A 25,554-nucleotide genomic window follows, 5' to 3' on the forward strand; every position below is an offset into this window, starting at 1 on the left:
TAGGAAAAACAAGGTGTTCGTCCGTGTACCGTAATAAGCATAAGTCCCTACTACCAGAGCTATACTACATCTTATTATGGTCTAAGATGTCTCACAATTATTCATAAAATCAATGACTGATTGCTAATTAGAACCATCACTTCTATGAATTAAAAATTTCATAAATTCGTCATGGAATATTAAATACTATACATTGCAAGTTGCTTCATTTAAAGATATTATTAGGATTGGATAGTTTTTGAGGAGGGGTACATACAATGAAATTTGAAAATACAGGGATTGAAAATGTAATCGCAGATTTAACTCGTCTTGATGAAGTGATGGATGAATTAGGATTTGTAAGAGCTGGTCAATGGGATTATGAGCGAGTAACTTATGATCACAAGATCGAAATCCTAGAAGCAAAAGAAATATATTACTTACGTGTTTTTGGATTTACTGTCGAAGGTGATGTTGGCAGTCATCATGCTTCCATAAAGCTTTTAACACCGCTACTTGGAAAGCATTACTACCCCCATGGTGTTGAATATGGAGAAGGTGAGGATTTCCCTAAAACAGTTTTAGTACGTAGCGAAGAGCTCCTAAAACGGTTAAGCGAAAACCTATCAAAAATTTCATAATACACAAGTAAAAAACGCATGATTTTACTCATGCGTTTTTACTTTAATTTGCTCAACCTTTACATGTACAGCGTTTACTTCAATCCCAGTCATTGTTTCAATTTCATGTTTAACTGCGTGCTGAATGGCTTTACATGTCTTCACTATATCTACTCCGTAATAGAGGGCGACTTTCATTTCAATTGAAATTTCGTCAAACTCACCCTTTTCAATCAGTATACCTTTCTGTCTTGATTTTTTATTGACAACACGAATCATTTCATCCTTTAAATCTGCAACCGTTCCTGCAACACCCTCAACTTCAACAATGGCTAACGATGCAATTAATGCCACGATTTGATCAGCAATTTGAACACTTCCGTATGGTAAAACTTTGTTAAACATACGCTCACTCCCCTATCATTAACTACTCAACATAGTGTATGAAAGATCAGAACTTTGGGCACAACTTTTTTAGGCTTCTTATAGTGATTCAAATTCCTAAAGATTAGAACTCAAAAATTAAGTTACTAATTCCCATGGTACTGGTGAAATTTGAAGGTAGTATGGCCTTTCCTCCTTAACCCACCAAAATGAAGTTCAGGTTCCACACATAATGTGATTCCAATTAAATGAAAAAAGAGTGTGGGTTTTTCTATCCTTCTCCAAAAATTCATACTATAATTTAAATAGACATGTTAAAATGTAAAACTTATACTTGCTTGCACTAGAAAGGGGAAACACATTGTCTTACCTATTTTCAAAGCGGCTTATCATAATTGCAATTGTTTCAATCGTCCTATTACTCCTATTCTTTTTTATTATGCCAATATCAGTACCTCTTATAGTGGCATTCTTTACAGCTTTACTTCTAGATCCTGCAGTTAGGTTACTACAAGCTCGATTTAAACGAACAAGAAATTTGTCTGTAATCATTGTATTTTTACTCTTTATGATGTTTATCGGCGTCAGTGGATATTTCCTAACAACAAAAGTCATTGCTGAAGGTATAAATATCGCCCAAAAAGCTCCATTATATGTAAATGATATTACTAGAGCGTGGTACGATATTGAAGATCAATTAAATGATGCTGCTAAGGATTTACCTAAACAATTTGTTGATGAAATAACCCAACAAGTAGATGATTTTCTCGCAGGTGTAAGAGAAAGTATAACCGATTCAGTTAATATTGAAAATGTAAAGCAGATCGTGACGAAAATACCTAATTATTTAGTGAGTTTACTTGTTTATTTAATTGCCTTATTTTTATTTATGATAGACCTCCCTAAGCTAAAGGAACGTGCATTTTCACATATGTCAGAAAGAACTGCCGAAAAGTCCCAGTTCATGGTATCTAGATTATCTTTCGTGGTATTCGGCTTTTTAAAAGCTCAATTTTTAGTAAGTGTTCTTATTTTTATTGCTTCTCTAATTGGTTTATTATTAATTGTATCTCCAGAGCTTGCAATCTTAATGTCCTTTGTCATCTGGGTGATAGATTTTATCCCTATTATTGGATCTATTGTGATTCTTGGCCCATGGGCATTATTCCTCCTGTTAACGGGGCAGGTTGCAACTGGAACGAATATTGCCATCCTAGCAGTTATACTTTTAATCATAAGAAGAACTGTTGAGCCAAAAGTAATGGGTAGCCATATAGGTTTGTCTCCGTTATTCACGCTAGTCGCCATGTACTTAGGGTTAAAGATATTTGGCTTAATCGGATTTATCGTTGGGCCATTATTGCTAATCGCATTTAATTCCGCTCGTGAAGCTGGTATTCTAAGATTCAATTTTAAGTTATAAAAATAAGAAAACTAAGGTTTTATATGACTTTTAAACGAAGTCTTTCCTTAGTTTTTTTTATACCGCATGATGAAGCTCCCAGTAGAGAAATTCACCATCCTTTAACGTACATCTCATTCCTAGACGCTCAAGTAAACGGATGGATTTCTCATCATAAATACCACATTCAGTCAAAAGTGATGTTACATCGTTCGATTCAATTAGCCAATCAATCATAGCCTCAATTGCTTCAAAAGCAATCCCATCATCACGGATATCACTAATCAAATGGTAGCTAAATTCTACTACACCATCCAATGGCTTTCCAAGCATCATAACATCCCCGATAATTCTTTTTTCTTCATATAAAATAATCATCCATATTCCCCATCCATATTCAGCCTGGTCTGTTTCTAACTTTTCAATATAGTAAGGGAGCATACCTATTAGTTGTGTTGAAGGCCAATCATGGGGAATTCTTATCGGTGATCGCTTTTCAAGCTCTCCTCTGTACAATGCCAATGATTTTGTTAAATCTAAAGAACAAGGCACAAGTAGTAAGCGATCGGTAACAATCTCCACGAACACATCCCCTTTCTTATCTTACTCTTTGCTTGATTCCCAGTCTCTAATCCGACAAATCTTCCATTAAAATCTTCACTTTCCTTTCCCAATAGAAAAAGGTCTTAGAATATCCTATTCTAAGACCAACTTTTCATATGCCTTTTCAAATTAAATTTCTAAGACATTTAATAACCCAGAATGGCTCTAATGACTGACGTCGTTTCCCCACCATGGTAAAATACATAAAGTAATAAATACACAGCAACACCTGTAATTGCCGTGAAAAACCAGATGATGCTTGTAATTGGACCTAGCTTCCTGTGTTTCTCAAGCTTGTTCGTATATCCATAATACAGTGTAAATAACCCAAACGCGGCCCCCGTAGTAGCAAGAGTAATATGGAAAATTAAAAAGATGGTGTAGAAAATTTTTATATCCGCTGGTCCACCAAATTGTGTGTTACCTATAAAAATAGTTCTAGAAACATAAATGACGAAGAAAATGATAGCGAAAATAGCAGCCAAAAACATCATTTTCTTATGTGCCTCTATTTGTCGTTTTGCTATGAGGTACCATCCAATGGCAACAGCAATCGCACTCAAAGCGATAAAGATAGTACTAATTGTCGGTAAAATTGGTAAATTCATACTAGCATCCTTTCTAGACACATTCTGTAGAGTAAATCAAAGTATAGCTCATAAATTAGTTTGTGGGGTAGATTTAAGTTCTAACTGATCCTTTTCGCGTTCTTTCCTCGCCCATTGGAAAAAAATATAGCCAAGTATTGAACCATATACAATTTCTTGGACTACCTTCATTATCACTCCGCCAGTCTGCTGGTCTTCAATCAATGGAAACCAATTAAATAGCTCTGGAGCCCCAATGTTTAATGTAGCTAAAGTATCAGCTGGTACACATAGCTCTAGTGCCTTCATCCAAATAGTAGGATCAGAATACGTGCTGTATAAAGGTTCAGACGCAAATATAATGAGGGCACAAGCAGGAGTAAGTAAAACTCCATTTGCAAATATATACCCGATTTTTTTAATGGGAGTCAGTGATTCAGCCTCAGGTAAAAGATTAACAACTGGCCACCACATAATAAATGCACTTATAAACATCAAAACCGAAAAAATTGAATGAAGGACTTCATCCGTTTTTACGACGTCAAAGATTAATGGAATATGGTAAAAAGAAAACATTCCATTAAATATGATCAGTGCAAGCAATGGTATAGAAAAAAATGAAAATAAAGGTTTAATTCCTCTTAAATTAATAAATTCTCTTAGTAGAGTTTGAGGAAGGCCTAAAATTAAGAGAGGTGGTACTGCTAAATATACGATAGCCATTCCTGTCATATGTGCACTGAACATTAAATGACCTAATAAATCAAGAGGTCCACCTTTCATCATATAAAGAAGGATCATGCTCGTTACGAAGAAGAATTGCTGTTTCACAGTTACAGCATACTTTTCTTTGCGTATTAAGTAAAAGTATAAAACAATAAGAGCAACAATAAAAGTTAGATATCCTGGGCTCCATAATGCTCTAAATCCAAATATACTTATATCCATTTATGTCACCTCCAAAGGGACTTTGATAACCGTAACTCATTGTAGTTACTTTTCTATTATACAATAGTTTATTTTTCACTAGCAATGAACGTTATGTGAACACTAGGATAGAATAAGTAAAAGAGGATGAGCTGATTTTGCTCATCCTCTCTTTTTTTTAAGTTGAAACACCTATTCATGTGCAATTTTTTTTACCACCAAATAATTGTTACAAACGCTAGGATTGTAATAAGACCAACTAGAAGTCCTGAGTATAAAAATAACGCTGGAGCTTCATGTCCTTTATGACTCATATGCATAAAGTAATATAGCTGGAAAATTACCTGTATAACTGCAAGGAGCAAGATAAACGGAACAGAGAACCAAGCCGAGAACTCCTCATATCCAACAGCCAAGAATGCGATTAAAGTTAAAGCAATCATTAGGGCAAAAGAAACAACTTGGTATTTCATTTCTTGCTTATTTTTCTTGCGACGATAGGCTAAATCAACATTAGGATTACCTGATTGCTTTGTAGCCATATGTTATCCCACCATCCCCATCAAGTATACGACTGTAAAGATGAACACCCATACTACGTCGATAAAGTGCCAATAAAGACTTGCTATATAGAACTTTGGAGCGTTGTATAAGCTAAGTCCACGACGAGAGTTACGAATCATTAAAGTCAAAATCCACATTAATCCGAATGCAACGTGCGCTCCATGAAATCCTACTAATGTGTAAAATGCAGAACCAAACGCACTACTTGTAAAAGTATGCCCTTCATGAATATATTCAATAAATTCATATATTTCCAACCCTAGGAATGCAAAACCTAATAAAACAGTAATACCCATCCAAAGTTGCATTTTGCGAAAATCGAAATTTTTCATGTGATACATTGAATATACACTCGTTAAAGAGCTAGTTAATAGAAGCATTGTGGCTAGAAATGCTATTGGTAACTGGAATAATTCATCCGTTCCAGGTCCACCAGCAGTTTGATCCTTTAATGCTAAGTAAGTAGCAAATAAACATGCGAATAAAACTGTTTCTGCCCCAAGAAAGAACCAAAATGCTAGAAATTTGTTCTTTCCTTCAAGGGTAGCTTTTTCTGCATCAGCAGGGAAGGTTTCGGCTGTTAATTTTTCTTCAACATGTGCTGCCATTATCCCTTAACCCCCTTGTCTTCGTTTTCTAAATCTTCTTTATGGATATGAAACCCATGATCATCAATAACTGAACGTAGGAACATAGATCCAAGAACTATTAACATACCCGCAATCCCAACTAGTAGAGCTGGTATATTAGTAACATCCCCTTGAATATTTGCAAACAAGAATCCGAAAGCTGCAATGAATAATCCAAGTGAAATAACAAAAGGTAGGATAGATGCATTTGGCATATGAATGTCACCTAATGGTTCAGCAGGTGTCATTTCAGTACGTCCTTCCATCTTTTCAACCCACAACGCATCCAGTCCACGTACTAGTGGAGTTTGCTTAAAGTTATATTCTGGAGCAGGAGATGGAATTGCCCATTCTAATGTACGACCAGTTTCCCAAGGATCATTACCAATTTGTTTTCCTTTAACTGTAGTTACGACAACATTAATTAAAAGAACGATTGTCCCAATTGCCATTCCTATCGCACCTATGGAGCTAACTAGGTTTCCAAGTTCAAATCCTTGGCCCGGTAAATAGGTGAATACACGACGTGGCATTCCCCATAATCCTAAGAAATGCTGAATAAAGAATGTTAAATGGAATCCAATCAAAAAGGTCCAAAACGTAATTTTCCCTAGTGTTTCATTTAACATAGTACCAAACACTTTTGGCCACCAGTAATGTAATCCTGAGAATAAACCAAACACTACTCCACCAACAATTACATAGTGAAAGTGAGCAACTACGAAATACGTGTCATGATATTGATAGTCAGCCGCAGCTACTGCAAGCATAACCCCAGTTACTCCACCCATTAGGAATGTTGGAATAAATGCTACAGCCCATAGCATTGCAGTCGTAAAGCGAATTTGTCCGCCCCACATTGTTAACAACCAGTTAAAGATCTTAACTCCCGTCGGGACCGCAATTGCCATTGTTGCAACAGCGAAAATGGCGTTAGCAATGGGTCCAAGTCCTGTTGTAAACATGTGATGCACCCATACCATGAATCCTAAGAATCCAATTAATACAGTTGCAAACACCATTGCTGAGTAACCAAACAAACGCTTCTTCGAGAAAGTAGCAAATACTTCTGAGAAGATACCGAATGCAGGAAGTATTAAGATATATACCTCTGGATGCCCGAAGATCCAGAATAAATGTTCCCAAATAATTGTATTTCCACCAAGTGCCTCATTAAAGAAATTAGATCCGAATAAACGGTCAAACATCATTAAGAATAAACCTACTGTTAACGCTGGAAATGCAAAAAGAATAAGTGCTGAAGTGACAAAACTAGACCATGTGAATAATGGCATACGCATGTAAGTCATTCCAGGTGCACGCATATTAACAATTGTTACGAGGAAGTTAATACCTCCGATTAGAGTACCTGCTCCTGAAATCTGTAAACCTAATACATAAAAGTCAACACCATGACTCTTACTTTCCATTGCAAGAGATGCGTATGATGTCCAACCAGCATCAGGTGCTCCACCTAAAAACCAGCTTAAGTTCATGAATACTCCACCAAAGAAGAATAACCAAAAACCTAAAGAGTTTAAGAATGGGAATGCAACGTCACGTGCCCCTATTTGTAATGGCACAGCTGCGTTCATAAATCCAAAAATCAATGGCATGGCGGCAAAGAAAATCATAGTAGTTCCATGCATGGTTAAAATTTCATTATAAAGTCCAGCACTGACAAAGTCATTACTAGGAATGGCAAGCTGGATACGGATAAATAGTGCTTCAAGTCCTCCAACTAAGAAGAAGAAGCCACCAGCAATAAAATAGAGAATGGCGATTTTCTTATGGTCAACTGTTGTTAAATAGTCCCACATTGTTGCGCCAATCGTATTCTTTGTTAACGTAGTCACGATTTTACCTCCCTTTTTCAATGATGCTAAATTAATCCTTTACGGAGAGACTGAATAAATATTCAGAAAGTGCATCAATTTCTTCTTCAGTTAACGGAGCATAAGTTCCATCTTCTTTTTTAGTTCCATAAGTACCAGTCATTTTATTTCCTGATTTATATGTTTCTGGATCGCGTAACCATTCCTTTAATTTTTCAGGGCTGTGATCCATTACACCAGCAATACGAGTACGATCAGCAAAATTCGTTAAATTTGGTGCTAAACGACTACCTTCGTTGCCAACAGCGTGACAACCAATACAGCTCTTTTCGGTAAATAACTGCTCACCAACTTGTGCTAGCTCAGTATCTGCAGTTGAATCCGCATTTGCCATTTTATCAATCCATTTATTGAAGTCTTCTTTTGATACGGCGCTTACTTTAAAGTCCATTAATGCATGGGACGGTCCACATAACTCTGTACACTTACCATAGTAGATTCCTTCTTTACCTTTATAAGCATGAAGCCACATTTGGTTTGTGTTGTCTGTATTTGTGTCCATCTTACCACCGATTGTCGGTACCCAGAAAGCATGCTTAACATCTCCACCCTTAAGGTTCAAGTAGACTCTTTCACCTGTTGGAATGACTAAATCCTGTGATGTAACTACTTTATGATCTGGGTATTCAAATTCCCACCAGTAAAGGTACGCGGTTACATTAATAACAAGAGCATCTTTATCCCGTGTCTCTTCTTTCATTGGTGTAACATCAGCTAGCTGAAACGTGTAAGATACTGTTGGTACTGCTAGGATGATTAATAATAAAATCGGAATAACAGTCCACATGATTTCAAGCTTATGGTTTCCTTCCACTTGCTCAGGGATTACGTCTTCGTCCCCTTTTTTTGCACGGAAACGGAAGAGAACGTAAATAAAAATGATTGATACAATCAATACAACGACTACCATGATGATTGTACTAATCATCATTAGTGAGAATTGCATGTCCGCTCCTTCACCTTTAGGCTCTAGTGTTGTCAAAAATGGCTTACCACAGCCCGCTAATAAAAGCGCCATCATTGTTAATAATGAGAATATGCGCCAATTCAATTGCCTTTGCTTCATAACGTAGTTAACCCCACTTTCCTTATAATTATCAATAGTTCTTAGTTGGTACGGGAGAACCCTACCTGGATTTTTTATATATGAATAAAAAAGGAATCCCAATAATTAAATAGCAAGTGCCTTGTTCAAACTCTATTTTAGAGTCAAGGTACTAAACTAGCTATAAACCAATGTTTTAAAATAATGTTGCTACTACCATCGCTACAAAAAGAATAGTCAAATAGTTCAGGGAGTATACAAACATCATGGTTGCCCACTTTATATCGTCCTTCGATTTGTAACCTTTAAAACCAATCACTAACCAACCCACAGTTAATAGAGTTGCTAGAATTAGAAATACAGTTCCTAGAGAATACAAGTAAAAAGGAAGTGGTAGTAAACAAGCAATCCAAAGCATAATTTGACGCTTTGTCATTTCAAAGCCGTGAACTACCGGAAGCATAGGTATGCCTGCAGCTCTATATTCCTCGCATCTTCTCATAGCAAGTGCTAGAAAATGGGGAGGCTGCCAAATAAACATAATCAAGAATAAAACCCAAGCCACCATATGAAGGTCCGGATCAACAGCTGCCCAGCCAATCAACGGAGGAACAGCACCAGAAATACTCCCTATTACAGTATTAATGGTGTAGTTTCTTTTTGACCACATCGTGTAGAGAACGACGTAGGTGAACGTACCGACTAAGCCTATTAGAGCTGCAGTTAAAGTTGTGGCTGCTAAAAGAGCTGTTCCCACTACTGTTAATAAGATACCCAACCATAAAACTCTCTTAGCTGAAAACCTACCTGTAACAGTTGGTCTTTGCTTCGTTCGCTCCATTAAATGATCAATGTCGCGGTCAATATAATTATTTAAACTACAGGACCCTGCAATAACAAATGAAGTCCCTAGTAAAGTAAGCAGAGCAATGTCCCAATTCTGAAAGAAGCTCATCCCCGAAAAATGGAATGCCAGCCATAAACCTGTGAAGGCTGTGATTAGGTTCGATCTGATAATACCAACCTTGATCAATGCCATAAGGTCCTTCCAGACGGTTGTTTCATAAGCATCACTCTGAGGACCATCTTGCTTTAAAAGATCTGCAGATGTTTCATCCAATGTCCTCGAATTCGCCATTATTACTCCTCCTTTTAATTTCAAAGCACACAGTACATTCGAAGGCAGTCCATATTTAATGGTACCTTTACTATAATAACATTGTTTTCATTTAAAAAATAACACTACAGTATATTAAACCATAAAACACTGACAAATTGTGAAATAGATGTGGATGTTTTTTGTCTTTTTTGTGACTAGACTTTTTGTATGCATGTATAGAAAGACATACTTTAATTCTTCTATAATTTATTTAGTAATTCCAGTTATATTACTAGCAAAATAATGAATAATATTCAACCGTTTTCTCTGTTTATGTACATATAAATAATTACCAATTTACAAAAATCGTTATAAAATCAGTGCTTTTTGAAATCTATCACATTATTGTCACTTTATTTCCTTTGATATTTTCTCCTCTTTTTTATATGATTGCTAATGTATGTATAACTTAAAAATACTACTTCCTATAGAATGAAGGTGAATTACTTGCATCGAGCTCTTAAATTCTTCGCTGTTTTAACAACAATAGGAATGCTCATTGTGTTAATTAGTGGGGCAGTCGTAACAAAAACTGAATCGGGAAGAGGCTGTGGTGATAGTTGGCCACTTTGCCACGGGGAGATCCTTCCAAGTGAAATAACACTAGAGTTAATTATAGAACTTAGCCATCGTCTTGTAACAGGGGCAGTTGGAATCTTAGTGCTTATCCTCTCTATATGGTCATGGCGTAAAATAGGACATGTTCGTGAAGCAAAATTCCTTGCTATTCTAGCCTTTTCTTTTTTAGTTCTTCAGGCCTTAATAGGGGCAGCAGCTGTTAAATGGGAACAATCATCTACTGTATTAGCTCTCCATTTTGGTATATCTCTGATTTCCTTTGCAGCCGTTCTCTTATTAACACTATTAATTTTTGAAGTGGACAAAAAAGTGAACCCTTCAACCTTATTTATTGATAAGAGAATGCAGTTTCATATTCTTGGACTTATTATTTATTGCTACGTGGTTGTTTATACGGGTGCATTAGTTCGTCATAAAAACGCCAGCCTTGCTTGTCCAGAATGGCCCTTGTGTAGCAAAAGTCCGTTTGGCTTACCAACTCAGTTTCATGAATGGATCCAAATGGGACATCGTTTCGTTGCAGGTTTAATTTTTATTTGGATTTTATATGCTACATTCTTTGCTGTAAAACATTATAGCAAGCAGCCTGCAATAAAATGGAGCTTTATATTTGCCTCTATTTTAGTTTCACTTCAAGTATGTAGTGGGGCTTTGATTGTCATAACCAAACTTGAATTCTTAGGAATTGCTCTATTACACGCTTTCCTTATTTCTTGTCTTTTTGGAGTATTAAGTTACCTTGTACTTCTTTTATCAAGAAGCAGGTATCACCAAAAAATGAATACAAGCAATGAGGCTAAATCAGCAAATGTTTAAAATGAAAAGCGAGGGATTTTACCCCTCGCTTTTATGCGTTTTAAAAAGTTCAATGGCTCTTTCCCTTTGAATCTTGTGGTCAACAATTGGGTAAGGGTAATCAACCCCTAATATGCACCCCGAGATAGCTTGTTCTAAGTCATTCATCTTATATGGTTCGTGTATATGTTTTATATCGACATTCCTCAGTTCTGGTATATACAGTTTAATGAATTCACCCTTTGAATCAAATCTCTTAGATTGTGTAATTGGGTTAAAAATTCTGAAATAAGGAACGGCATCTGTACCAACAGATGCTGCCCATTGCCAACCACCAATATTAGAAGACTCATCATAATCGATTAACATCTCTTCAAAATATTGCTCTCCTTTTTTCCAACTAATAAGATAATCCTTTGTCAAGAAAGAGGCTGTAATCATTCTTAACCGATTATGCATCCAACCCGTTTCGTTCAGCTGCTTCATGGCCGCATCTACTAGTGGAAATCCAGTTTTACCCTCACACCAACTTTGAAATAATGACTCATCTTCATTCCATTTTAAATCTTTATACTTAAGATTTATTTCTTCTTCTTTTGAAAGGGGGAAATGGTAGTGCACACTATGATAAAAATCTCTCCAAGCTAGCTCCTTACTATATGTTTCTACTCCTACATCACTACCCAATCCGTAGCACTGACTTACATGATCGTAGACGGTTCGAGCCGATATGTTACCTGTTTTAAGATATTTGGATAAACCACTTGTACCACTTTCAAAAACGATGTCCCTTTTCTCGTGATAAGCATAGATAGAGTCTTCTAAAAATGAACTTAATTGTTTCCTTGCCTGTTTCTCCCCTATTTTATCCCATTTTATAGGACTAGAACTGATTGTGTTTTTCAGTATTTCCTCACCATTGGAAAGAGAATCAACACAAATGCAAACCTCTTTTAGAAGTTGAGCTTCAATTGATTTTGGCTTCCTTTTCGGCTTTTTAAGCCAGGCTCTATAGTAAGGAGTGAACACATGATAATGTGTTCCATCATTTTTAACAACTTGGCTAGTACTGTGAATATGTGAATCATGAAAGGAGTGAACCTGTATCTTTTTTTCCATTAGTAAGGATTTAACATACAGATCCCGCTGAAGTCCACTTCCAACCTCATCTAAATTGAAATAAACTTGCTGAAGCTCTATATCAGACAAAAGCTTTTCGAATGCCGTCTGTTCATTACCATAAAGGAGATGTAGTGTAACTCCTATTTTACTTAGCTCTTCTTTAAATACAGATAAGCTTTGAAAGAAATACAAATGATGATTTGATCGTTTCCTTATGAATTTCGGATCTAAATGATAGAAGAATAGGAGCTTGGAGCCTTCCCTCTTCGCATGCATTACAGCTTCATATAACGCTGTATTATCCTGAATACGAAAATCTCTTCTAAACCACATTCCAATAGTACTCATGCTGATTCACCTCTCAACTATTTTAATGAAAAGACACCAATCAGGAAAGAATTAGTTTGTTCTTTGTTGATGTAACCATTCGACTAAATCTAAAAAAAGGGCTGCTGATAGGTTATCAGCAGCCCTTCCATCTACTTATTTTTCTAACTCTAGTAATAAATCTCCAGTTTGAACAGATTCGCTGTCTATTACAAAAATCTCTTTTATAGTACCTGAAAAAGTTGCTTGAACCGTTGTCTCCATTTTCATTGCTTCAGTGATGACTAAGTGGTCTCCTCTTTCTACCTGCTCTCCTTTTTTTACGAGAACCTTTACAACTGTTCCAGGCATAGATGCAGCTACATGATTTGGATTTTGGCGGTCTGCTTTTATTTTGGTTGCTACAGTTGATTTGATACTTTCATCCTTAATAACAATTTCACGTGGTTGTCCATTTAATTCAAAATACAAAACTCTTGTACCGTCTAGCTGTGGTTCTCCAATTGAAACCAGCTTAACAATAAGTGTTTTACCATGCTCAATGACAATTTCTATCTCTTCACCTAGTCTCATTCCGTAGAAGAAGGTTGGTGTATCTAATACAGAGACATCGCCGTATTCCTCAACCGTCTTCTGGTAATCCATAAACACCTTTGGATATAGGGCGTATGAAACAGCATCATAGCTTGTCGTCGGACGATTTAATGTGTGGGTGATGGTCTCCTTAAGCTCTTGGAAATGAACAGGCTTGAGAAGCTCTCCTGGACGAACCGTAATGGGTTCTTTCCCTTTTAGGATAATACGTTGTAGCTCTTTTGGAAAACCTCCGTATGGTTGACCCAGATACCCCTCAAATAGCTCCACAACAGAATCAGGGAAATTTAGTGTTTCTCCCTTTTCATACACATCATCTTCTGTTAAATCATTTTGAACCATATATAAGGCCATATCCCCCACTACCTTAGATGATGGTGTAACCTTGACAAGATCACCAAAAAGCTCATTAACACGCTGGTACATTACTTTAACTTCTTCCCATCTTTCACCTAGACCTACTGCCTTCGCTTGCTGCTGGAGGTTACTGTATTGACCGCCTGGCATTTCATGTACATAAACTTCCGAATGAGGAGAATTCATACCACTTTCAAAATCAACATAGTATTTTCGCACATCCTCCCAGTAATGGGAAAGTTGTTCGAGTGCTTGGCTTTTTACTTGAGGCTTTCGCTCTGCCCCTTCTAAAGCATAATTCAAGGAGTTTGCACTTGGCTGAGAGGTCAATCCTGCCATTGAGCTTACTGCGACATCAACTATATCTACACCAGCTTCAATTGCTTTTGCATACGTGTAAATACCGTTTCCACTCGTATCATGTGTATGAAGGTGAATGGGAATAGTAATAGCATCCTTCAGTGCAGAAACAAGCGTATAGGCTGCTTGAGGCTTTAATAAACCAGCCATGTCCTTTATTCCTAAAATGTGTGCTCCTGCTGCCTCTAATTCCTTCGCCATGTTCACATAATAGTCTAAGTCGTATTTCGTTCTTGTTGAATTACCAATATCTCCTGTGTAGCAAATGGCAGCTTCTGCAATCTTCCCTGAATCACGAACAGCCTCAATTGCTAACGTCATCCCTTTAACCCAGTTCAAACTATCAAAAATCCGGAAAATATCAATTCCTGCTTGTGATGATTGCTCAACAAATTCTTTTATCAAATTATCTGGATAGTTTTTATAACCTACCGCGTTAGATGCTCGAAGAAGCATTTGAAACAAAGTATTGGGCACTTTTTCACGAAGGGTTAATAATCGTTCCCAAGGGTCCTCCTTTAGGAAGCGATAGGCAACATCGAAAGTCGCACCTCCCCACATTTCTAATGAAAATAAATCTGGCAATAGACGCGCTGTCGGATCTGCTATGTTTATTAAATCTTTCGTACGAATTCGTGTCGCCAGAAGGGATTGATGAGCATCTCTGAAGGTAGTATCTGTTAATAGTACATTGGATTGCTCTTGGATCCACTTAACTACACCTTCAGCCCCTCTTTCGTCCAAAATTTGTTTTGTACCAGAAAGAATCGTTTCTGCATATTTGACTTTTGGCATTCTCGGCTTTGGGTAGAATGGTTTTTCTCTCTTTTCGATACCCGGAAATCCATTTATAGTAACATTTCCAATATAGGAGAGCATTTTTGTTCCACGATCTTTACCTTTTGGAAAAACAAATAATTCTGGCGTTGCATCAATAAAAGAAGTGTCATACTCACCTGAAATAAAATCTTCATGTTTCATGACGTTTTCCAAAAAGGCAATATTTGTTTTAATACCTCTAATACGAAACTCCTTTAAGTTTCGAATCATTTTAGCGGTTGCTTGTTCAAAAGTCAGAGCCCAAGTAGAAACTTTGACTAATAGAGAATCGTAATAAGGTGTTATGACTGCCCCTTGGAATCCGTTGCCGTCATCGAGACGAACTCCGAATCCACCACCCGTTCTATAAGCCATAATTTTGCCTGTATCAGGCATAAAATTATTTAAAGGGTCTTCCGATGTCACACGGGATTGAATGGCATAGCCATGTGTCTTGATTTCATTTTGGTGCGGTATACCAATTTTTTTATCATGTAAGCTATGTCCTTCTGCAAGCAGGATTTGAGTTTGGACAATATCCACACCTGTTATCATTTCAGTAATCGTGTGTTCTACTTGGACACGCGGATTGACCTCTATGAAGTAAAAACCGTCATCATTGACGAGAAACTCAACTGTCCCAGCATTTATGTAGTTTACATTTTTCATGAGCGTAACTGCTGCCGCGCATATCTCCATCCGAAGTTCCTCCGATAAAGTTACACTTGGAGCTATTTCAACGACCTTCTGATGTCTTCTTTGAACGGAACAATCTCTTTCAAATAAGTGAATGATGTTTCCATCTTCATCACCTAAAATTTGTACCTCTATGTGTTTGGGCTTTTCAACAAACTTTTCTACATACACTTCACTACTTCCAAATGCGGCTTTCGCTTCAGATGTAGCTCGTTCGTAAGCTTCCTTTACTCCTGATTCATTCCTAACAATTCTCATGCCACGACCGCCACCACCAAGAGACGCTTTAATCATAATTGGAAATCCGTATTGTCTTCCGAACTCTATGAATTCATCCAAATTATCAACAGGACCATCACTTCCAGGAATAACAGGAATGTTCGCAAGCTTAGCTTGATGTCTTGCTTTTACTTTATCCCCAAACATATTTAAGTGACTTGATTTAGGACCAATAAAAATAATCCCTACTTCTTCACATCTCTTCGCGAACTGGATATTTTCAGATAAAAACCCATAACCAGGGTGAATGGCATCAATCCCATTTGTTAAGGCAACTTCAATAATACCTTCAATATCTAAATAAGCATCAATTGGCTTTTTCCCAACACCGACTAAATACGCTTCATCTGCTTTGTAGCGGTGATACGAACCTGTATCTTCTTTTGAATATATAGCGACTGTGCGAATATTGAGCTCCGTACACGCTCGAAAAATCCGTATGGCAATTTCTCCTCTATTGGCTACCAATACCTTTTGAATCCGCTTCTTCATATAAACCCTCCTAGTGATTTCTACAAAAAAAGTATTCCCAAAAAAATGACTCTGCATTTACGACAGAGCCATCTATGCTGCTAAATCTTGAGGTATATCTTTTAATTTTCGATAGTTTACAAACATGGATATATTCAGTAAAACACCCATTGAAGCCATAAGTGCAAGTAAAGAAGAACCTCCAAAACTAACAAATGGCAATGGCACTCCAGTAACAGGTAATAGTCCAGTTAAGGCACCTAAATTAACAAAAGCTTGTATTCCAATCATACTTGAAATGCCTATTGCTAGTAAACTACCAAATGGGTCTTCACACTTTCTTGCAAGTATAAACCCTTTCAACACAATAAAACTTAATAGCAGAAGCACAAAACCTACTCCAAAAATACCAAGTTCCTCAGAAATAATGGCCATAATAAAGTCGGTATGTGACTCAGGTAAGTATCCAGATTTTTGGACGCTGTTTCCTAGACCTAAACCTGTAACACCACCAGATCCAATTGCGATATAGGAGTTTATTAATTGCATCCCACTATCTTCAGGATCAGCAAAAGGATCATAGGCTGCCCCAATTCTTGATAGCTGTTCATCTGATAGAATTATGGTAGCAGATGGAATTAATATAGCAATTAAAATTGCACCCATCGCAAGAAGCTTTATTACATTCTTCATATTCATCCCTGAACAAAGTGTAAGTACTACTGCAATCATTGCAATTAAAACAGCTGTCCCTAAATCAGGCTGAAAAAACACAAGTGAAAATATAATTACTGTGAAAATAAGTGGTGGTAAGACAGCTGTACCAAATTCATTAATGTACGCCTGTTTTTTAGAAAAAATTGCCGCTAAATAAACAATGACTCCAATTTTCACAAACTCACCTGGCTGTAAACCGAATCCCCCTATTGAAATCCAACTTTGAGCATTATTTGCTGTCGTCCCTATCATATAAACTAAAGCTAATATTACAATACTACCTAGGGCAATAATCTTGAAAAACTTATAATATATTCGGTAAGGTAAAATCATTGTAAATATAAATACAAGGCTTGCAAGAATCAACGAGTTTCGCTGCTTCAAGAAAAAATAATTGTAATCAAACTCATAGCGAGAAACAGCTATAACTGCACTCGAGCTATATATCATAACCAAACCAAATAAGCACAATAAAAAAACAGCGATAATTATTTTGTAATCATACAACTGAAACATTTTTTTCAGCATCAGAATCTTCCTTATTTTAATTTAATGGTTATTCTATTATTATTTTACTATAAACATTAGAGATTTAGGTAAGAAACCCTATTAAAAAAGAAAAAAACTCAAACTATTATCTTTATAGTGTGAGTTTACTACTTTGGTTATTTATTTGTAAAAGCATCGTGCAATGCAGACAGCTCTCGTTCTAACGTGTCCATTAGTTCCCTGCCTATATGATCTTCTACAAGTCCTAATCTTACTGCAAAATCAATTTCTCTTGATAAGCCGAACATTTGTGTGTCTAGGACTTCTTCATATAAAGGACATTGTGGCATGGTTAAATTGTCCATTTGCACTTTTATTAGCTTTAATATTTTATCAGCATCTGATTTTAACAGCTCATATGCTTTTTCGCGATGGTCGATCGCAACCTCTGACATCAATAGAATCCCTCCGTTCTATGAGCGATTGCATTCTTATCTTTAAATCTTATCTTGATATGAAACAAAATGCAAGAAAAAATAGCGAACAATCCTTTAAAATACTCCTTAAGATATGATAACTTCATGGCGTTCAGAAATGAATTTAGAATAGTTTTAATTCGGCAATACTATTCTCTCTTTATCGTCAACATCATGGCAAGATTAAGATCGTAATCTCGGCAAAGTTAGGTATAATCGCAAGAACTTGCGCTCAAATGTATAAATGGTCTTTGACAGGTTACCCACCAAATGACAAATCGGTGATATACGTATATACTTTTACAAGTAATGTTCTTATTAATAACGAGGTGAACGATTAATGGAATCCATTGTTTTATTAAAAGGTAAAGTGAAGTTCCCACTCACAATCGATCCAGGTGTTTGGATTTTTGATGACAGAAAAGTGGATCTGACTATTTATTTTGATCAAGAACTTGTTGAGGTGGATTCTCTTGAGACCTATACAAAATCTGTTTCTGAATATTGGGATCGTGAAATTAAAGAAGGTTCTTCTCTTCCTCCTATAAAGAAAAGTGTAAAAAAATATGAAAAAGAAAAACTTTTAACAGGCACGTTTGCCATCCCATTTCATTATTTCTTGGATAATGCTGAGCCAGAGTCAAGTGCTGAACATGTGGTATTAAAGACATCTACGGAAGATTTTATCTTACCTTACAAAGATGCATACAACGGTTTGTTTGGCTTTTCCCTAAAAGGGAAACGCTTCACAGAAAACGGGCCCATTCATTTTTATTATGGTGATGGTTCTAATAAGGATCAGCCCATTACGTCCATCCATGAAATAATCGTGACGTAAAAAGGTTGAGGGGAATTAAAATACCCCTCAACCTTTTTTATTTTCTAGGAAACTATAGAGTAAAAAAACTGTGGATAACTAGGTTGGGTTGTTGGAATACAGCTCCAGCGCCCAGCCCCTCATGGTTAAATAACCTCAAGCCCAAAAAGGCAAAAAGTGCCTTTTTGTCTCGAGAACATTTGCTATGCTTGAGGCTAAACGGGGCGCTTGCGCCTTTTGTTCTTTTAAAGTATCCAAGTACAGGTTCTAGATAGATCTAGAGCACTTATAAAAGATCTGCAGCTAACTGGGCTAGGCCTGAGCGTTCTCCTTTTACAAAACGAACATGCCCGCTAATCTTTTGATCCTTAAAGCTTTCTACCACGTATGTTAATCCATTATTATATTCATCTAAGTAAGGATGATCAATTTGTTCTGGATCCCCCATCAAAACGATCTTACTTCTCTCTCCAACTCGAGTAAGAATTGTTTTTACTTCATGCTTTGTTAGATTTTGTGCTTCATCAATGATAATAAATTGTTCTGGAATACTGCGACCGCGTATATATGTCAGTGCTTCAACTTCAATGGATCCCATACCAGCTAAGATAGCATCAAGCTCTCCTGGCTTTTTTGTATTAAATAGGTATTCTAGATTATCGAAGATCGGCTGCATCCAAGGCTTTAGTTTTTCCGATTTTTCACCAGGTAAATACCCCAAATCCTTCCCTACAGGCACAATTGGTCTTGCAACTAATAATTTTTTATACATGCCTAAATCTTCTGTTTGAAGAAGTCCCGCCGCTAAAGCAAGAAGTGTTTTACCAGTGCCTGCCTTACCCATTAGTGTAACAAGTGGTATGTCCTCTCTTAGCAACAGTTCTAGACCCATTATTTGCTGAACATTTCTAGGCTTTATCCCCCATATTGGCTCCTGATTAAACACTAGCTTCCTTACTTTTCTACAAGTTGGATCAACCATGCCTACAGCCGAACCAGAACCACCAAGAGCATCTTTTAAAAGGACAAATTGATACGGATAAAACGGATGATTTGCAAGCTCCGTTGTTAGGATTTCACCCTTTTCATAATAGCGATCGAGCAGTTCTAAATTAACATAAAGCTCAAGATATCCAGTATAAATGTGATCAAATTCTACAACTCGGTCACTCAAAAAATCCTCTGATTGAAGCCCTAAAGCATCTGCTTTTACACGCACCAAGACGTCTTTACTTACTAAAATAACGGGTTTTCCATTTTCCTTTGTTTGTTCTTCTAATGATAAATTCTTGGCCACCGCCAATATACGATTATCGTTTGTCTTTTCAATAAAGATCTCCTGAAGCTGATGAAAGGATCGGTGATTTAATTCAATTCTAAATGTACCTCCATTTTCAAGAGGGACCTGCTCATTCAAACGGCCCGTTTCTCTTAACTTATCAATCAGTTTGGATACTTGCCTAGCGTTTCTTCCAATTTGATCCATATTCCTTTTTTTTGAGTCAACCTCTTCTAAGACTACTGCTGGAATGACTACCTCATTATCTTCAAATGAGAAGATAGACTGCGGGTCTTGCAAGAGCACATTTGTGTCTAATACATAGATTTTACTCAAATTTCCGCCTCCTGACTCCACTTTTTCTTTGTATATAACGCGTTTATGTATCATCAAAGATTTTCTGGCTGTACAAAAGCGTTATAATCTGAGGTAACTGGTTGACAACGAGCCCAACCGTTCATATTTAAGGAGTGAAAACCACTCATCTGCCTGTATATCTCAGCTCAGATGTTGCTTTAAATATATGAGTGGATGAATAAAGATAGAAGAATTATTAAACAATAAGCACAAGTAAACTCTTAAGAGATTCAAAAAGGGAGTGATATCATGAATAGTAAAATTTTGATGGCTATGGTTCTTGTCCTTAGCATGGTTACTGCCTGCTCAAATAATAACGAAGCCAAAAATAATCAAAATACCAAGAATGAACTTATTCAAGTAAAAAATCAGGCACCAGACAAAAGCGAGAAGCAATCCGCTGAGCAGATAGCAAAGAATTTAGTGAAACTTGCTTCTAGTGTTCCAGATGTAAATGATGCAACAGCACTTGTCGTTGGAAATGTGGCTGTTGTTGGAATTGACGTAAATTCAAAAATTGATCGATCACGAGTTGGAACCATTAAGTATTCTGTTGCAGAGAGCCTAAAGCATGATCCCCATGGAGCAAATGCCATAGTTATTGCTGATCCGGATGCAAATGTTCGATTAAGAGAAATGGCAAATGACATACAACAAGGCCACCCAATTAGTGGGATTATGAACGAACTATCCGCTATGATTGGTCGATTAATGCCAGAACTACCAGCCGATATCTTCGAGCAAGCACCAGATGAACCAACTGATAGTAATAACAAACAACTTCCAGAAGGAAAAGAAAATCAGCTCGACGAAGTACAACAGGATCAATCAAAGGGACATATGAAAGATCGAGAAAACCCTAAAGTTCCTTCAAAAGATTAGGCTGATTTCGTAAACTTTGTTGCTATCTAACCCAAAAGAGGAGTGGCTGATTTCCTCTCCAGGATGCTTGCTCCAATCAACTTGTTTATCTTCAGGTTACTTTTACAAACTCCTATCTAAAAGCAACAAGCTTTTAGAAAAGGCCAAAATCAAACAAATAAGCTTAGTAAATTAAAACTTACTAAGCTTTTTTTATGGCATTCATAACTTGACAATCTAACTTCGCTGCTGCTTCTGCATCATATGTCTTCTCATATTTAGGCTCGGCAGAGATTTTAGAGCCATAAAACATAACATCACGAACTTCCTTTACTGAAATTTCAATAAGGGCAAGCTTTAATGGTACTTCCTCTAATTTTTCAATCTTAATAGTCGCTTCACCATAGATTGCATATGTAGATTCATTTGCAATCATATTTAATACAATAAGTGGGTTTTTCTTGATGTTTTGCAAAACTCTTGAACGATTATCGATAGCAAAAAAAACTTTCTCCTGATTTGGAGCAAACACCCAAGAAATTGCACGTAAACTTGGACCTGCTGTTTCGTGATCAACGGTTGAAATAGTTACAAATTTTTCCCTTTGAAGGTTTTCAAATAAGCTCTTAGTTAAAGTAGGCTCTACCTGATTTGCCATTATAAAAGTACCTCCATTCTGTTTTATTTGAGTCTGTGGATTCACTCTAATCCTTTTAGAATGCTTATATTGTCAAAAGCGCACTCACCCTATGGACATTCGATCTTCAATTGATTAATCCTTCTTACTTTTTTAAATAAACATCATACTTTTTTCATGCTATACTGTTTACAGGAAGATTTCAACAATTGGGGTGGGAAAAATGAGAGTTAAATGCGTGCTATGCGACAAAATAGAAGAGATCGAGGATGAGACATTAATTGCAAAACGATTAAGAAATCGTCCCATTCATACATATATGTGTAAACCATGTCATGAACGCATTGAAGAAAGAACAAATGAACGCTTTGCAACCGGAAACTTTAGACTTTATCGAGAAAAGAAATTAAAGGAAGACTGGTAGTCATGAAATGGTATACTGTCGGAATAATGAGTGGATTGATTAGTGGTGTAGTACTTGGATTATTCTTAAAACTAATTCAAATCGTAACACATATAAAAGTATACACACTACTTTTAAATGTGGATTTCATGCCCATCATAGGCCATATTGTATGGCCTGAATTAATTGAATTTGTATTTCACTTACTCATTGCTTGTATTATTGGATTAAGTTATGGAGCACTTCTTATAAAAAGATCCAATCGATATACACTGGCTATCCTTCTTACCTTACCTACCATTCCATTGTATGTGCCACTAACACTGCTATCTATAAAAGAAACACCGGCACTTTACGATTTATATGCAATATTATGGTGGGTAGCAGGTCATATTCTTTTTGCTTTGGCTCTAGCTCTGAGTCATCAAATTTTGGTTAGAAGAGTTTAATATGGCAAATTGGTTTCGTATTGAATCTGTGAAATGTGTCGATAATTAGAAAGTTAATGACAAACATCTGAAATCTCAAACAACTTGAAAATCCCGCCAATTTTTTGGCGGGATTTTCAAGTTGTTACTAGCAACGATTGGTTATTTCAAATAAGATAAAATGGAACAAAACGTTTATTACTAATTGGCCTTATTTCAGTTCTGGATAGTTTTTAAATTTCTCGGGCTCTGCTTCCATTTGTTGGAGCATGACATCGATGAGCTCAATAGGGAACTTTGTTGATTTAGATTCATCTCCAATTATGTAATGAACAAGATACATTTGGTCGGCCTTCTCAACTTGAATATTCCTTAACGCGAGGTCTTTCGTTAGAATATCATAAAACATTTCAGTTGTTTCTTGAGCAGACACATCATCTTTTCTTGCATCAGCCACTATCTTGATTGTTAACCAATTATAAAGAGTGTCCTGAAGTGAGCTCATATTGTTGAATTTTCCTTTTTTGACTGATGTAATCGAATTTTATAAATGATGAGCACAATTGCTGCTGCGACTAAACCTTCTGCTACAGGTAAAAATACACCTAAAAAAGTCAAAAATGTACAACCTAGGGCTAAAACGAAATAAACAACAGCTGATTTCAAAACAGGTAGCTTCTTTGCAAAACCAAGTTTATAGACGAGAACCGAGAGAAGGAAAATAGCTCCATATAATAACCACATCCCCACTTCTGGGTACTCACCCACTTTAAATAAAGCAGCAAAGAATGATAATCGCTCGTTAATTTCCATTTGACAGCCTCCTTCCAAATAAAGGCAAGGTCATCCTTACCTTAAACCTATGTAAAAGTAGTATTTTAACTTCTCACATGCATTACCATGTTATGGATCCAAAAAATAAATTAAAAGAAATGGGTCAACGAAAAACGTTAACCCACTTCAAAAAATTCTTATGCTTCTATATCTGAAAATTTCTTTCTTTTAGCCATTCTTTCGCGCTCATTTTTATCAAGAATCTTTTTACGAAGGCGAATAGACTGTGGTGTAACCTCACAATACTCGTCATCATTTAGATATTCTAATGATTCCTCAAGGGTCATGATTTTAGGCTTTTTCATTGTTGTTGTTTGGTCTTTATTTGCTGAACGCATATTGGTCATCTGTTTCGCCTTAATAATGTTTACAGTTAAATCATTATCACGACTACTTTCCCCAACAATCATACCTTCATAAACTTCAGTACCTGGTTCTACGAAGATGGTACCACGGTCTTCTAATGATAAAATACTGTAAAGAGTTGATTTACCTGCGTCCATTGAAACAAGAACACCTTTACTTCTTCCACCAATTTGTCCCTGGAATACAGGCTGATAGCTGTCAAAAGTATGGTTAAGGATACCATAACCTCTCGTTAAGGTTAAGAATTCTGTGGAGTATCCAATTAAACCACGTGCAGGTACATTAAACACCATACGTGTTTGACCACCACCATTTGTTACCATATCAATCAGTTCGCCTTTTCTCATTCCAACAGATTCCATAATAGCACCTGTATTTTCCTCAGGCACATCAATTTGAACTCGTTCTATAGGCTCACATTTAACACCATCAATTTCTTTAATGATAACGACTGGCTTAGAAACCTGTAGTTCAAAGCCTTCACGTCTCATATTTTCAATAAGAATGGATAAATGAAGTTCTCCACGTCCTGAAACGGTCCAGACATCTGGAGAATCTGTAGGGTCAACACGCAAACTTACATCTGTCTCTAGTTGAGCCATTAGACGTTCTTCGATTTTACGGGCTGTAACCCATTTCCCTTCTCTACCAGCAAAAGGGCTAGTGTTAACAAGGAATGTCATTTGAAGAGTTGGTTCGTCAATACGAAGCAATGGTAATGCATCTGGGTGGTCAGTTGGACAAACAGTTTCACCAACGTTAATATCTTCCATTCCCGATACAGCAACAAGATCTCCTGCTTTTGCTTCTTGAATCTCAATTCGTTTAAGTCCAATGAAACCAAACATTTTGGTTACACGGAATTTCTTCACGGTACCGTCAAGTTTCATTAAGCTAACTTCTTGTCCAACATTCATCGTCCCACGGAAAATACGTCCAATCCCGATACGACCAACATAATCATTATAGTCAAGAAGTGTAACTTGAAATTGAAGTGGCTCGTCACTGTTATCGATTGGAGCAGGGATGTTTTCTAGAATAGAATCAAATAAACAATTCATATTCTCTTCCTGTTTAGCAGGATCGGGATCTAAGCTTGCAGTACCACTAATTGCAGAAGCGTAGACTACTGGAAAGTCTAACTGATCCTCTTCCGCACCAAGTTCGATAAATAAATCGATAACTTCATCAACCACTTCTAATGGTCTAGCTGATGGTTTATCAATTTTGTTTACAACAACAATTGGTGTAAGCTTTTGTTCTAACGCCTTTTTCAATACGAAACGTGTTTGAGGCATTGTACCCTCATATGCATCTACAACAAGTAGAACACCGTCAACCATTCTCATAATTCGTTCTACTTCTCCACCAAAGTCAGCGTGACCAGGTGTGTCCATAATGTTGATTCTTTTCTCTTTATATTCTATCGCCGTATTTTTCGCTAAGATTGTGATCCCACGTTCTTTTTCAAGTGCATTTGAGTCCATAGCGCGCTCTTCCACATGTTCATTTGTGCGGAATGTTCCAGACTGATGCAGCAATTTGTCGACCAATGTTGTTTTACCATGGTCAACGTGAGCAATAATAGCAATATTACGAATATCGTTACGTAAGTTCACGATCTCATCTCCTACTTTATATTAAGGGTTTGTCCTCTGTTCCTGTGCTTTCGACAGGCTTTTCTTTACAACTTTGTT

At 36.7% G+C, this 25,554-nt stretch carries 25 protein-coding genes; 7 read left to right on the top strand and 18 right to left on the bottom strand.

Going from position 1 to position 25,554, the window contains the following annotated elements; genetic code table 11:
• Positions 1-257: 257 nt before the first annotated feature.
• Positions 258-620, top strand: coding sequence for a YugN family protein (locus ACOI1C_RS02110; RefSeq protein ID WP_422507495.1), 363 nt, complete (start codon positions 258-260; stop codon positions 618-620).
• A gap of 24 nt (positions 621-644) precedes the next feature.
• Here the strand turns inward: ACOI1C_RS02110 and ACOI1C_RS02115 are convergent, their stop codons facing one another.
• Complete coding sequence (locus ACOI1C_RS02115; RefSeq protein WP_422507497.1) at positions 645-1,004, bottom strand: Asp23/Gls24 family envelope stress response protein; 360 nt, start codon at positions 1,002-1,004, stop codon at positions 645-647.
• 340 nt (positions 1,005-1,344) lie between these two features.
• Here ACOI1C_RS02115 and ytvI point away from each other — a divergent pair, with 340 nt between their 5' ends.
• Complete coding sequence (gene ytvI, locus ACOI1C_RS02120) at positions 1,345-2,406, top strand: sporulation integral membrane protein YtvI (RefSeq protein WP_422507499.1); 1,062 nt, start codon at positions 1,345-1,347, stop codon at positions 2,404-2,406.
• Between the two features lie 57 nt (positions 2,407-2,463).
• Here the strand turns inward: ytvI and ACOI1C_RS02125 are convergent, their stop codons facing one another.
• The 8 genes from ACOI1C_RS02125 to cyoE form a co-directional block, all read right to left on the bottom strand.
• Positions 2,464-2,967, bottom strand: coding sequence for a GNAT family N-acetyltransferase (locus ACOI1C_RS02125; RefSeq protein WP_422507500.1), 504 nt, complete (start codon positions 2,965-2,967; stop codon positions 2,464-2,466).
• A 167-nt stretch (positions 2,968-3,134) separates the two neighbouring features.
• A complete protein-coding gene (locus tag ACOI1C_RS02130) occupies positions 3,135-3,596 on the bottom strand; it encodes a DUF420 domain-containing protein (protein WP_422507502.1) in 462 nt (153 codons plus the stop codon).
• A 48-nt stretch (positions 3,597-3,644) separates the two neighbouring features.
• Positions 3,645-4,523: a cytochrome c oxidase assembly factor CtaG gene (gene ctaG, locus ACOI1C_RS02135; RefSeq protein ID WP_422507504.1), complete on the bottom strand. Its 879-nt coding sequence runs from the start codon at positions 4,521-4,523 to the stop codon at positions 3,645-3,647.
• 191 nt (positions 4,524-4,714) lie between these two features.
• Positions 4,715-5,044: a cytochrome c oxidase subunit IVB gene (gene ctaF, locus ACOI1C_RS02140; RefSeq protein WP_422507506.1), complete on the bottom strand. Its 330-nt coding sequence runs from the start codon at positions 5,042-5,044 to the stop codon at positions 4,715-4,717.
• A 3-nt stretch (positions 5,045-5,047) separates the two neighbouring features.
• Positions 5,048-5,674, bottom strand: coding sequence for a cytochrome (ubi)quinol oxidase subunit III (locus ACOI1C_RS02145; protein ID WP_422507508.1), 627 nt, complete (start codon positions 5,672-5,674; stop codon positions 5,048-5,050).
• Complete coding sequence (ctaD, locus tag ACOI1C_RS02150; protein WP_422507636.1) at positions 5,674-7,515, bottom strand: cytochrome c oxidase subunit I; 1,842 nt, start codon at positions 7,513-7,515, stop codon at positions 5,674-5,676. The genes ACOI1C_RS02145 and ctaD overlap by 1 nt, the downstream gene beginning before the upstream one ends.
• 67 nt (positions 7,516-7,582) lie before the next feature.
• Positions 7,583-8,656 (bottom strand): cytochrome c oxidase subunit II, encoded by a 1,074-nt coding sequence (gene coxB / locus ACOI1C_RS02155; RefSeq protein WP_422507510.1) that lies wholly within the window; start codon positions 8,654-8,656, stop codon positions 7,583-7,585.
• Between the two features lie 175 nt (positions 8,657-8,831).
• Positions 8,832-9,773, bottom strand: coding sequence for a heme o synthase (gene cyoE, locus ACOI1C_RS02160; protein WP_422507512.1), 942 nt, complete (start codon positions 9,771-9,773; stop codon positions 8,832-8,834).
• 468 nt (positions 9,774-10,241) lie between these two features.
• Here cyoE and ACOI1C_RS02165 point away from each other — a divergent pair, with 468 nt between their 5' ends.
• Entirely contained in the window at positions 10,242-11,189 is a 948-nt protein-coding gene (locus tag ACOI1C_RS02165; RefSeq protein WP_422507514.1) for a COX15/CtaA family protein, read from the top strand.
• 18 nt (positions 11,190-11,207) lie between these two features.
• On the opposite strand, the gene ACOI1C_RS02170 is transcribed toward ACOI1C_RS02165, so the two are convergent.
• The 4 genes from ACOI1C_RS02170 to ACOI1C_RS02185 form a co-directional block, all read right to left on the bottom strand.
• Positions 11,208-12,638 carry a cryptochrome/photolyase family protein gene (locus ACOI1C_RS02170; protein WP_422507515.1) on the bottom strand — a complete coding sequence of 477 codons (1,431 nt, stop codon included), beginning with the start codon at positions 12,636-12,638 and terminating at the stop codon, positions 11,208-11,210.
• A gap of 135 nt (positions 12,639-12,773) precedes the next feature.
• Entirely contained in the window at positions 12,774-16,214 is a 3,441-nt protein-coding gene (gene pyc, locus ACOI1C_RS02175) for a pyruvate carboxylase (RefSeq protein ID WP_422507517.1), read from the bottom strand.
• Positions 16,215-16,286: 72 nt separating this feature from the next.
• A complete protein-coding gene (locus ACOI1C_RS02180; protein WP_422507519.1) occupies positions 16,287-17,438 on the bottom strand; it encodes an FtsW/RodA/SpoVE family cell cycle protein in 1,152 nt (383 codons plus the stop codon).
• 137 nt (positions 17,439-17,575) lie between these two features.
• Positions 17,576-17,854 (bottom strand): YlaN family protein, encoded by a 279-nt coding sequence (locus tag ACOI1C_RS02185; protein WP_422507521.1) that lies wholly within the window; start codon positions 17,852-17,854, stop codon positions 17,576-17,578.
• Between the two features lie 361 nt (positions 17,855-18,215).
• Here ACOI1C_RS02185 and ACOI1C_RS02190 point away from each other — a divergent pair, with 361 nt between their 5' ends.
• The gene (locus tag ACOI1C_RS02190; protein WP_422507523.1) at positions 18,216-18,713 is read left to right on the top strand and encodes a peptidyl-prolyl cis-trans isomerase; all 498 of its coding nucleotides are present in this window, start codon (positions 18,216-18,218) and stop codon (positions 18,711-18,713) included.
• 265 nt (positions 18,714-18,978) lie between these two features.
• Here the strand turns inward: ACOI1C_RS02190 and ACOI1C_RS02195 are convergent, their stop codons facing one another.
• A complete protein-coding gene (locus ACOI1C_RS02195; protein WP_422507525.1) occupies positions 18,979-20,307 on the bottom strand; it encodes a PhoH family protein in 1,329 nt (442 codons plus the stop codon).
• Positions 20,308-20,577: 270 nt separating this feature from the next.
• Here ACOI1C_RS02195 and ACOI1C_RS02200 point away from each other — a divergent pair, with 270 nt between their 5' ends.
• A complete protein-coding gene (locus ACOI1C_RS02200; RefSeq protein ID WP_422507527.1) occupies positions 20,578-21,210 on the top strand; it encodes a YhcN/YlaJ family sporulation lipoprotein in 633 nt (210 codons plus the stop codon).
• Between the two features lie 181 nt (positions 21,211-21,391).
• Here the strand turns inward: ACOI1C_RS02200 and ACOI1C_RS02205 are convergent, their stop codons facing one another.
• The gene (locus ACOI1C_RS02205; RefSeq protein ID WP_422507529.1) at positions 21,392-21,847 is read right to left on the bottom strand and encodes a pyridoxamine 5'-phosphate oxidase family protein; all 456 of its coding nucleotides are present in this window, start codon (positions 21,845-21,847) and stop codon (positions 21,392-21,394) included.
• Positions 21,848-22,049: 202 nt separating this feature from the next.
• On the opposite strand from ACOI1C_RS02205, the gene ACOI1C_RS02210 reads away from it, so the two are divergent.
• Complete coding sequence (locus tag ACOI1C_RS02210) at positions 22,050-22,250, top strand: YlaI family protein (protein ID WP_422507531.1); 201 nt, start codon at positions 22,050-22,052, stop codon at positions 22,248-22,250.
• A 2-nt stretch (positions 22,251-22,252) separates the two neighbouring features.
• The gene (locus ACOI1C_RS02215) at positions 22,253-22,678 is read left to right on the top strand and encodes a hypothetical protein (RefSeq protein ID WP_422507533.1); all 426 of its coding nucleotides are present in this window, start codon (positions 22,253-22,255) and stop codon (positions 22,676-22,678) included.
• 190 nt (positions 22,679-22,868) lie between these two features.
• On the opposite strand, the gene ACOI1C_RS02220 is transcribed toward ACOI1C_RS02215, so the two are convergent.
• The 3 genes from ACOI1C_RS02220 to typA all read right to left on the bottom strand — a co-directional run bounded on the left by ACOI1C_RS02220 (position 22,869) and on the right by typA (position 25,476).
• Complete coding sequence (locus ACOI1C_RS02220; protein ID WP_422507535.1) at positions 22,869-23,162, bottom strand: hypothetical protein; 294 nt, start codon at positions 23,160-23,162, stop codon at positions 22,869-22,871.
• Entirely contained in the window at positions 23,159-23,470 is a 312-nt protein-coding gene (locus tag ACOI1C_RS02225; protein ID WP_422507537.1) for a YlaH-like family protein, read from the bottom strand. The genes ACOI1C_RS02220 and ACOI1C_RS02225 overlap by 4 nt, the downstream gene beginning before the upstream one ends.
• A gap of 158 nt (positions 23,471-23,628) precedes the next feature.
• Complete coding sequence (typA, locus tag ACOI1C_RS02230; RefSeq protein ID WP_422507539.1) at positions 23,629-25,476, bottom strand: translational GTPase TypA; 1,848 nt, start codon at positions 25,474-25,476, stop codon at positions 23,629-23,631.
• Between the last annotated feature and the right edge of the window lie 78 nt (positions 25,477-25,554).

It is taken from the genome of Bacillus sp. DJP31 (genome assembly GCF_049310945.1).
Lineage (GTDB): Bacteria > Bacillota > Bacilli > Bacillales > SA4 > Bacillus_BS.

Coding starts and splice junctions, on each gene's coding strand:
- ACOI1C_RS02110 (WP_422507495.1), top strand. CDS start 258: ATGAAATTTGAAAATACAGGGATTGAAAATGTAATCGCAGATTTAACT.
- ACOI1C_RS02115 (WP_422507497.1), bottom strand. CDS start 1,004: ATGTTTAACAAAGTTTTACCATACGGAAGTGTTCAAATTGCTGATCAA.
- ACOI1C_RS02130 (WP_422507502.1), bottom strand. CDS start 3,596: ATGAATTTACCAATTTTACCGACAATTAGTACTATCTTTATCGCTTTG.
- ctaG (WP_422507504.1), bottom strand. CDS start 4,523: ATGGATATAAGTATATTTGGATTTAGAGCATTATGGAGCCCAGGATAT.
- ctaF (WP_422507506.1), bottom strand. CDS start 5,044: ATGGCTACAAAGCAATCAGGTAATCCTAATGTTGATTTAGCCTATCGT.
- ACOI1C_RS02145 (WP_422507508.1), bottom strand. CDS start 5,674: ATGGCAGCACATGTTGAAGAAAAATTAACAGCCGAAACCTTCCCTGCT.
- ctaD (WP_422507636.1), bottom strand. CDS start 7,515: ATGTGGGACTATTTAACAACAGTTGACCATAAGAAAATCGCCATTCTC.
- coxB (WP_422507510.1), bottom strand. CDS start 8,656: ATGAAGCAAAGGCAATTGAATTGGCGCATATTCTCATTATTAACAATG.
- cyoE (WP_422507512.1), bottom strand. CDS start 9,773: ATGGCGAATTCGAGGACATTGGATGAAACATCTGCAGATCTTTTAAAG.
- ACOI1C_RS02170 (WP_422507515.1), bottom strand. CDS start 12,638: ATGAGTACTATTGGAATGTGGTTTAGAAGAGATTTTCGTATTCAGGAT.
- pyc (WP_422507517.1), bottom strand. CDS start 16,214: ATGAAGAAGCGGATTCAAAAGGTATTGGTAGCCAATAGAGGAGAAATT.
- ACOI1C_RS02180 (WP_422507519.1), bottom strand. CDS start 17,438: ATGCTGAAAAAAATGTTTCAGTTGTATGATTACAAAATAATTATCGCT.
- ACOI1C_RS02185 (WP_422507521.1), bottom strand. CDS start 17,854: ATGTCAGAGGTTGCGATCGACCATCGCGAAAAAGCATATGAGCTGTTA.
- ACOI1C_RS02190 (WP_422507523.1), top strand. CDS start 18,216: ATGGAATCCATTGTTTTATTAAAAGGTAAAGTGAAGTTCCCACTCACA.
- ACOI1C_RS02200 (WP_422507527.1), top strand. CDS start 20,578: ATGAATAGTAAAATTTTGATGGCTATGGTTCTTGTCCTTAGCATGGTT.
- ACOI1C_RS02205 (WP_422507529.1), bottom strand. CDS start 21,847: ATGGCAAATCAGGTAGAGCCTACTTTAACTAAGAGCTTATTTGAAAAC.
- ACOI1C_RS02210 (WP_422507531.1), top strand. CDS start 22,050: ATGAGAGTTAAATGCGTGCTATGCGACAAAATAGAAGAGATCGAGGAT.
- ACOI1C_RS02215 (WP_422507533.1), top strand. CDS start 22,253: ATGAAATGGTATACTGTCGGAATAATGAGTGGATTGATTAGTGGTGTA.
- ACOI1C_RS02220 (WP_422507535.1), bottom strand. CDS start 23,162: ATGAGCTCACTTCAGGACACTCTTTATAATTGGTTAACAATCAAGATA.
- ACOI1C_RS02225 (WP_422507537.1), bottom strand. CDS start 23,470: ATGGAAATTAACGAGCGATTATCATTCTTTGCTGCTTTATTTAAAGTG.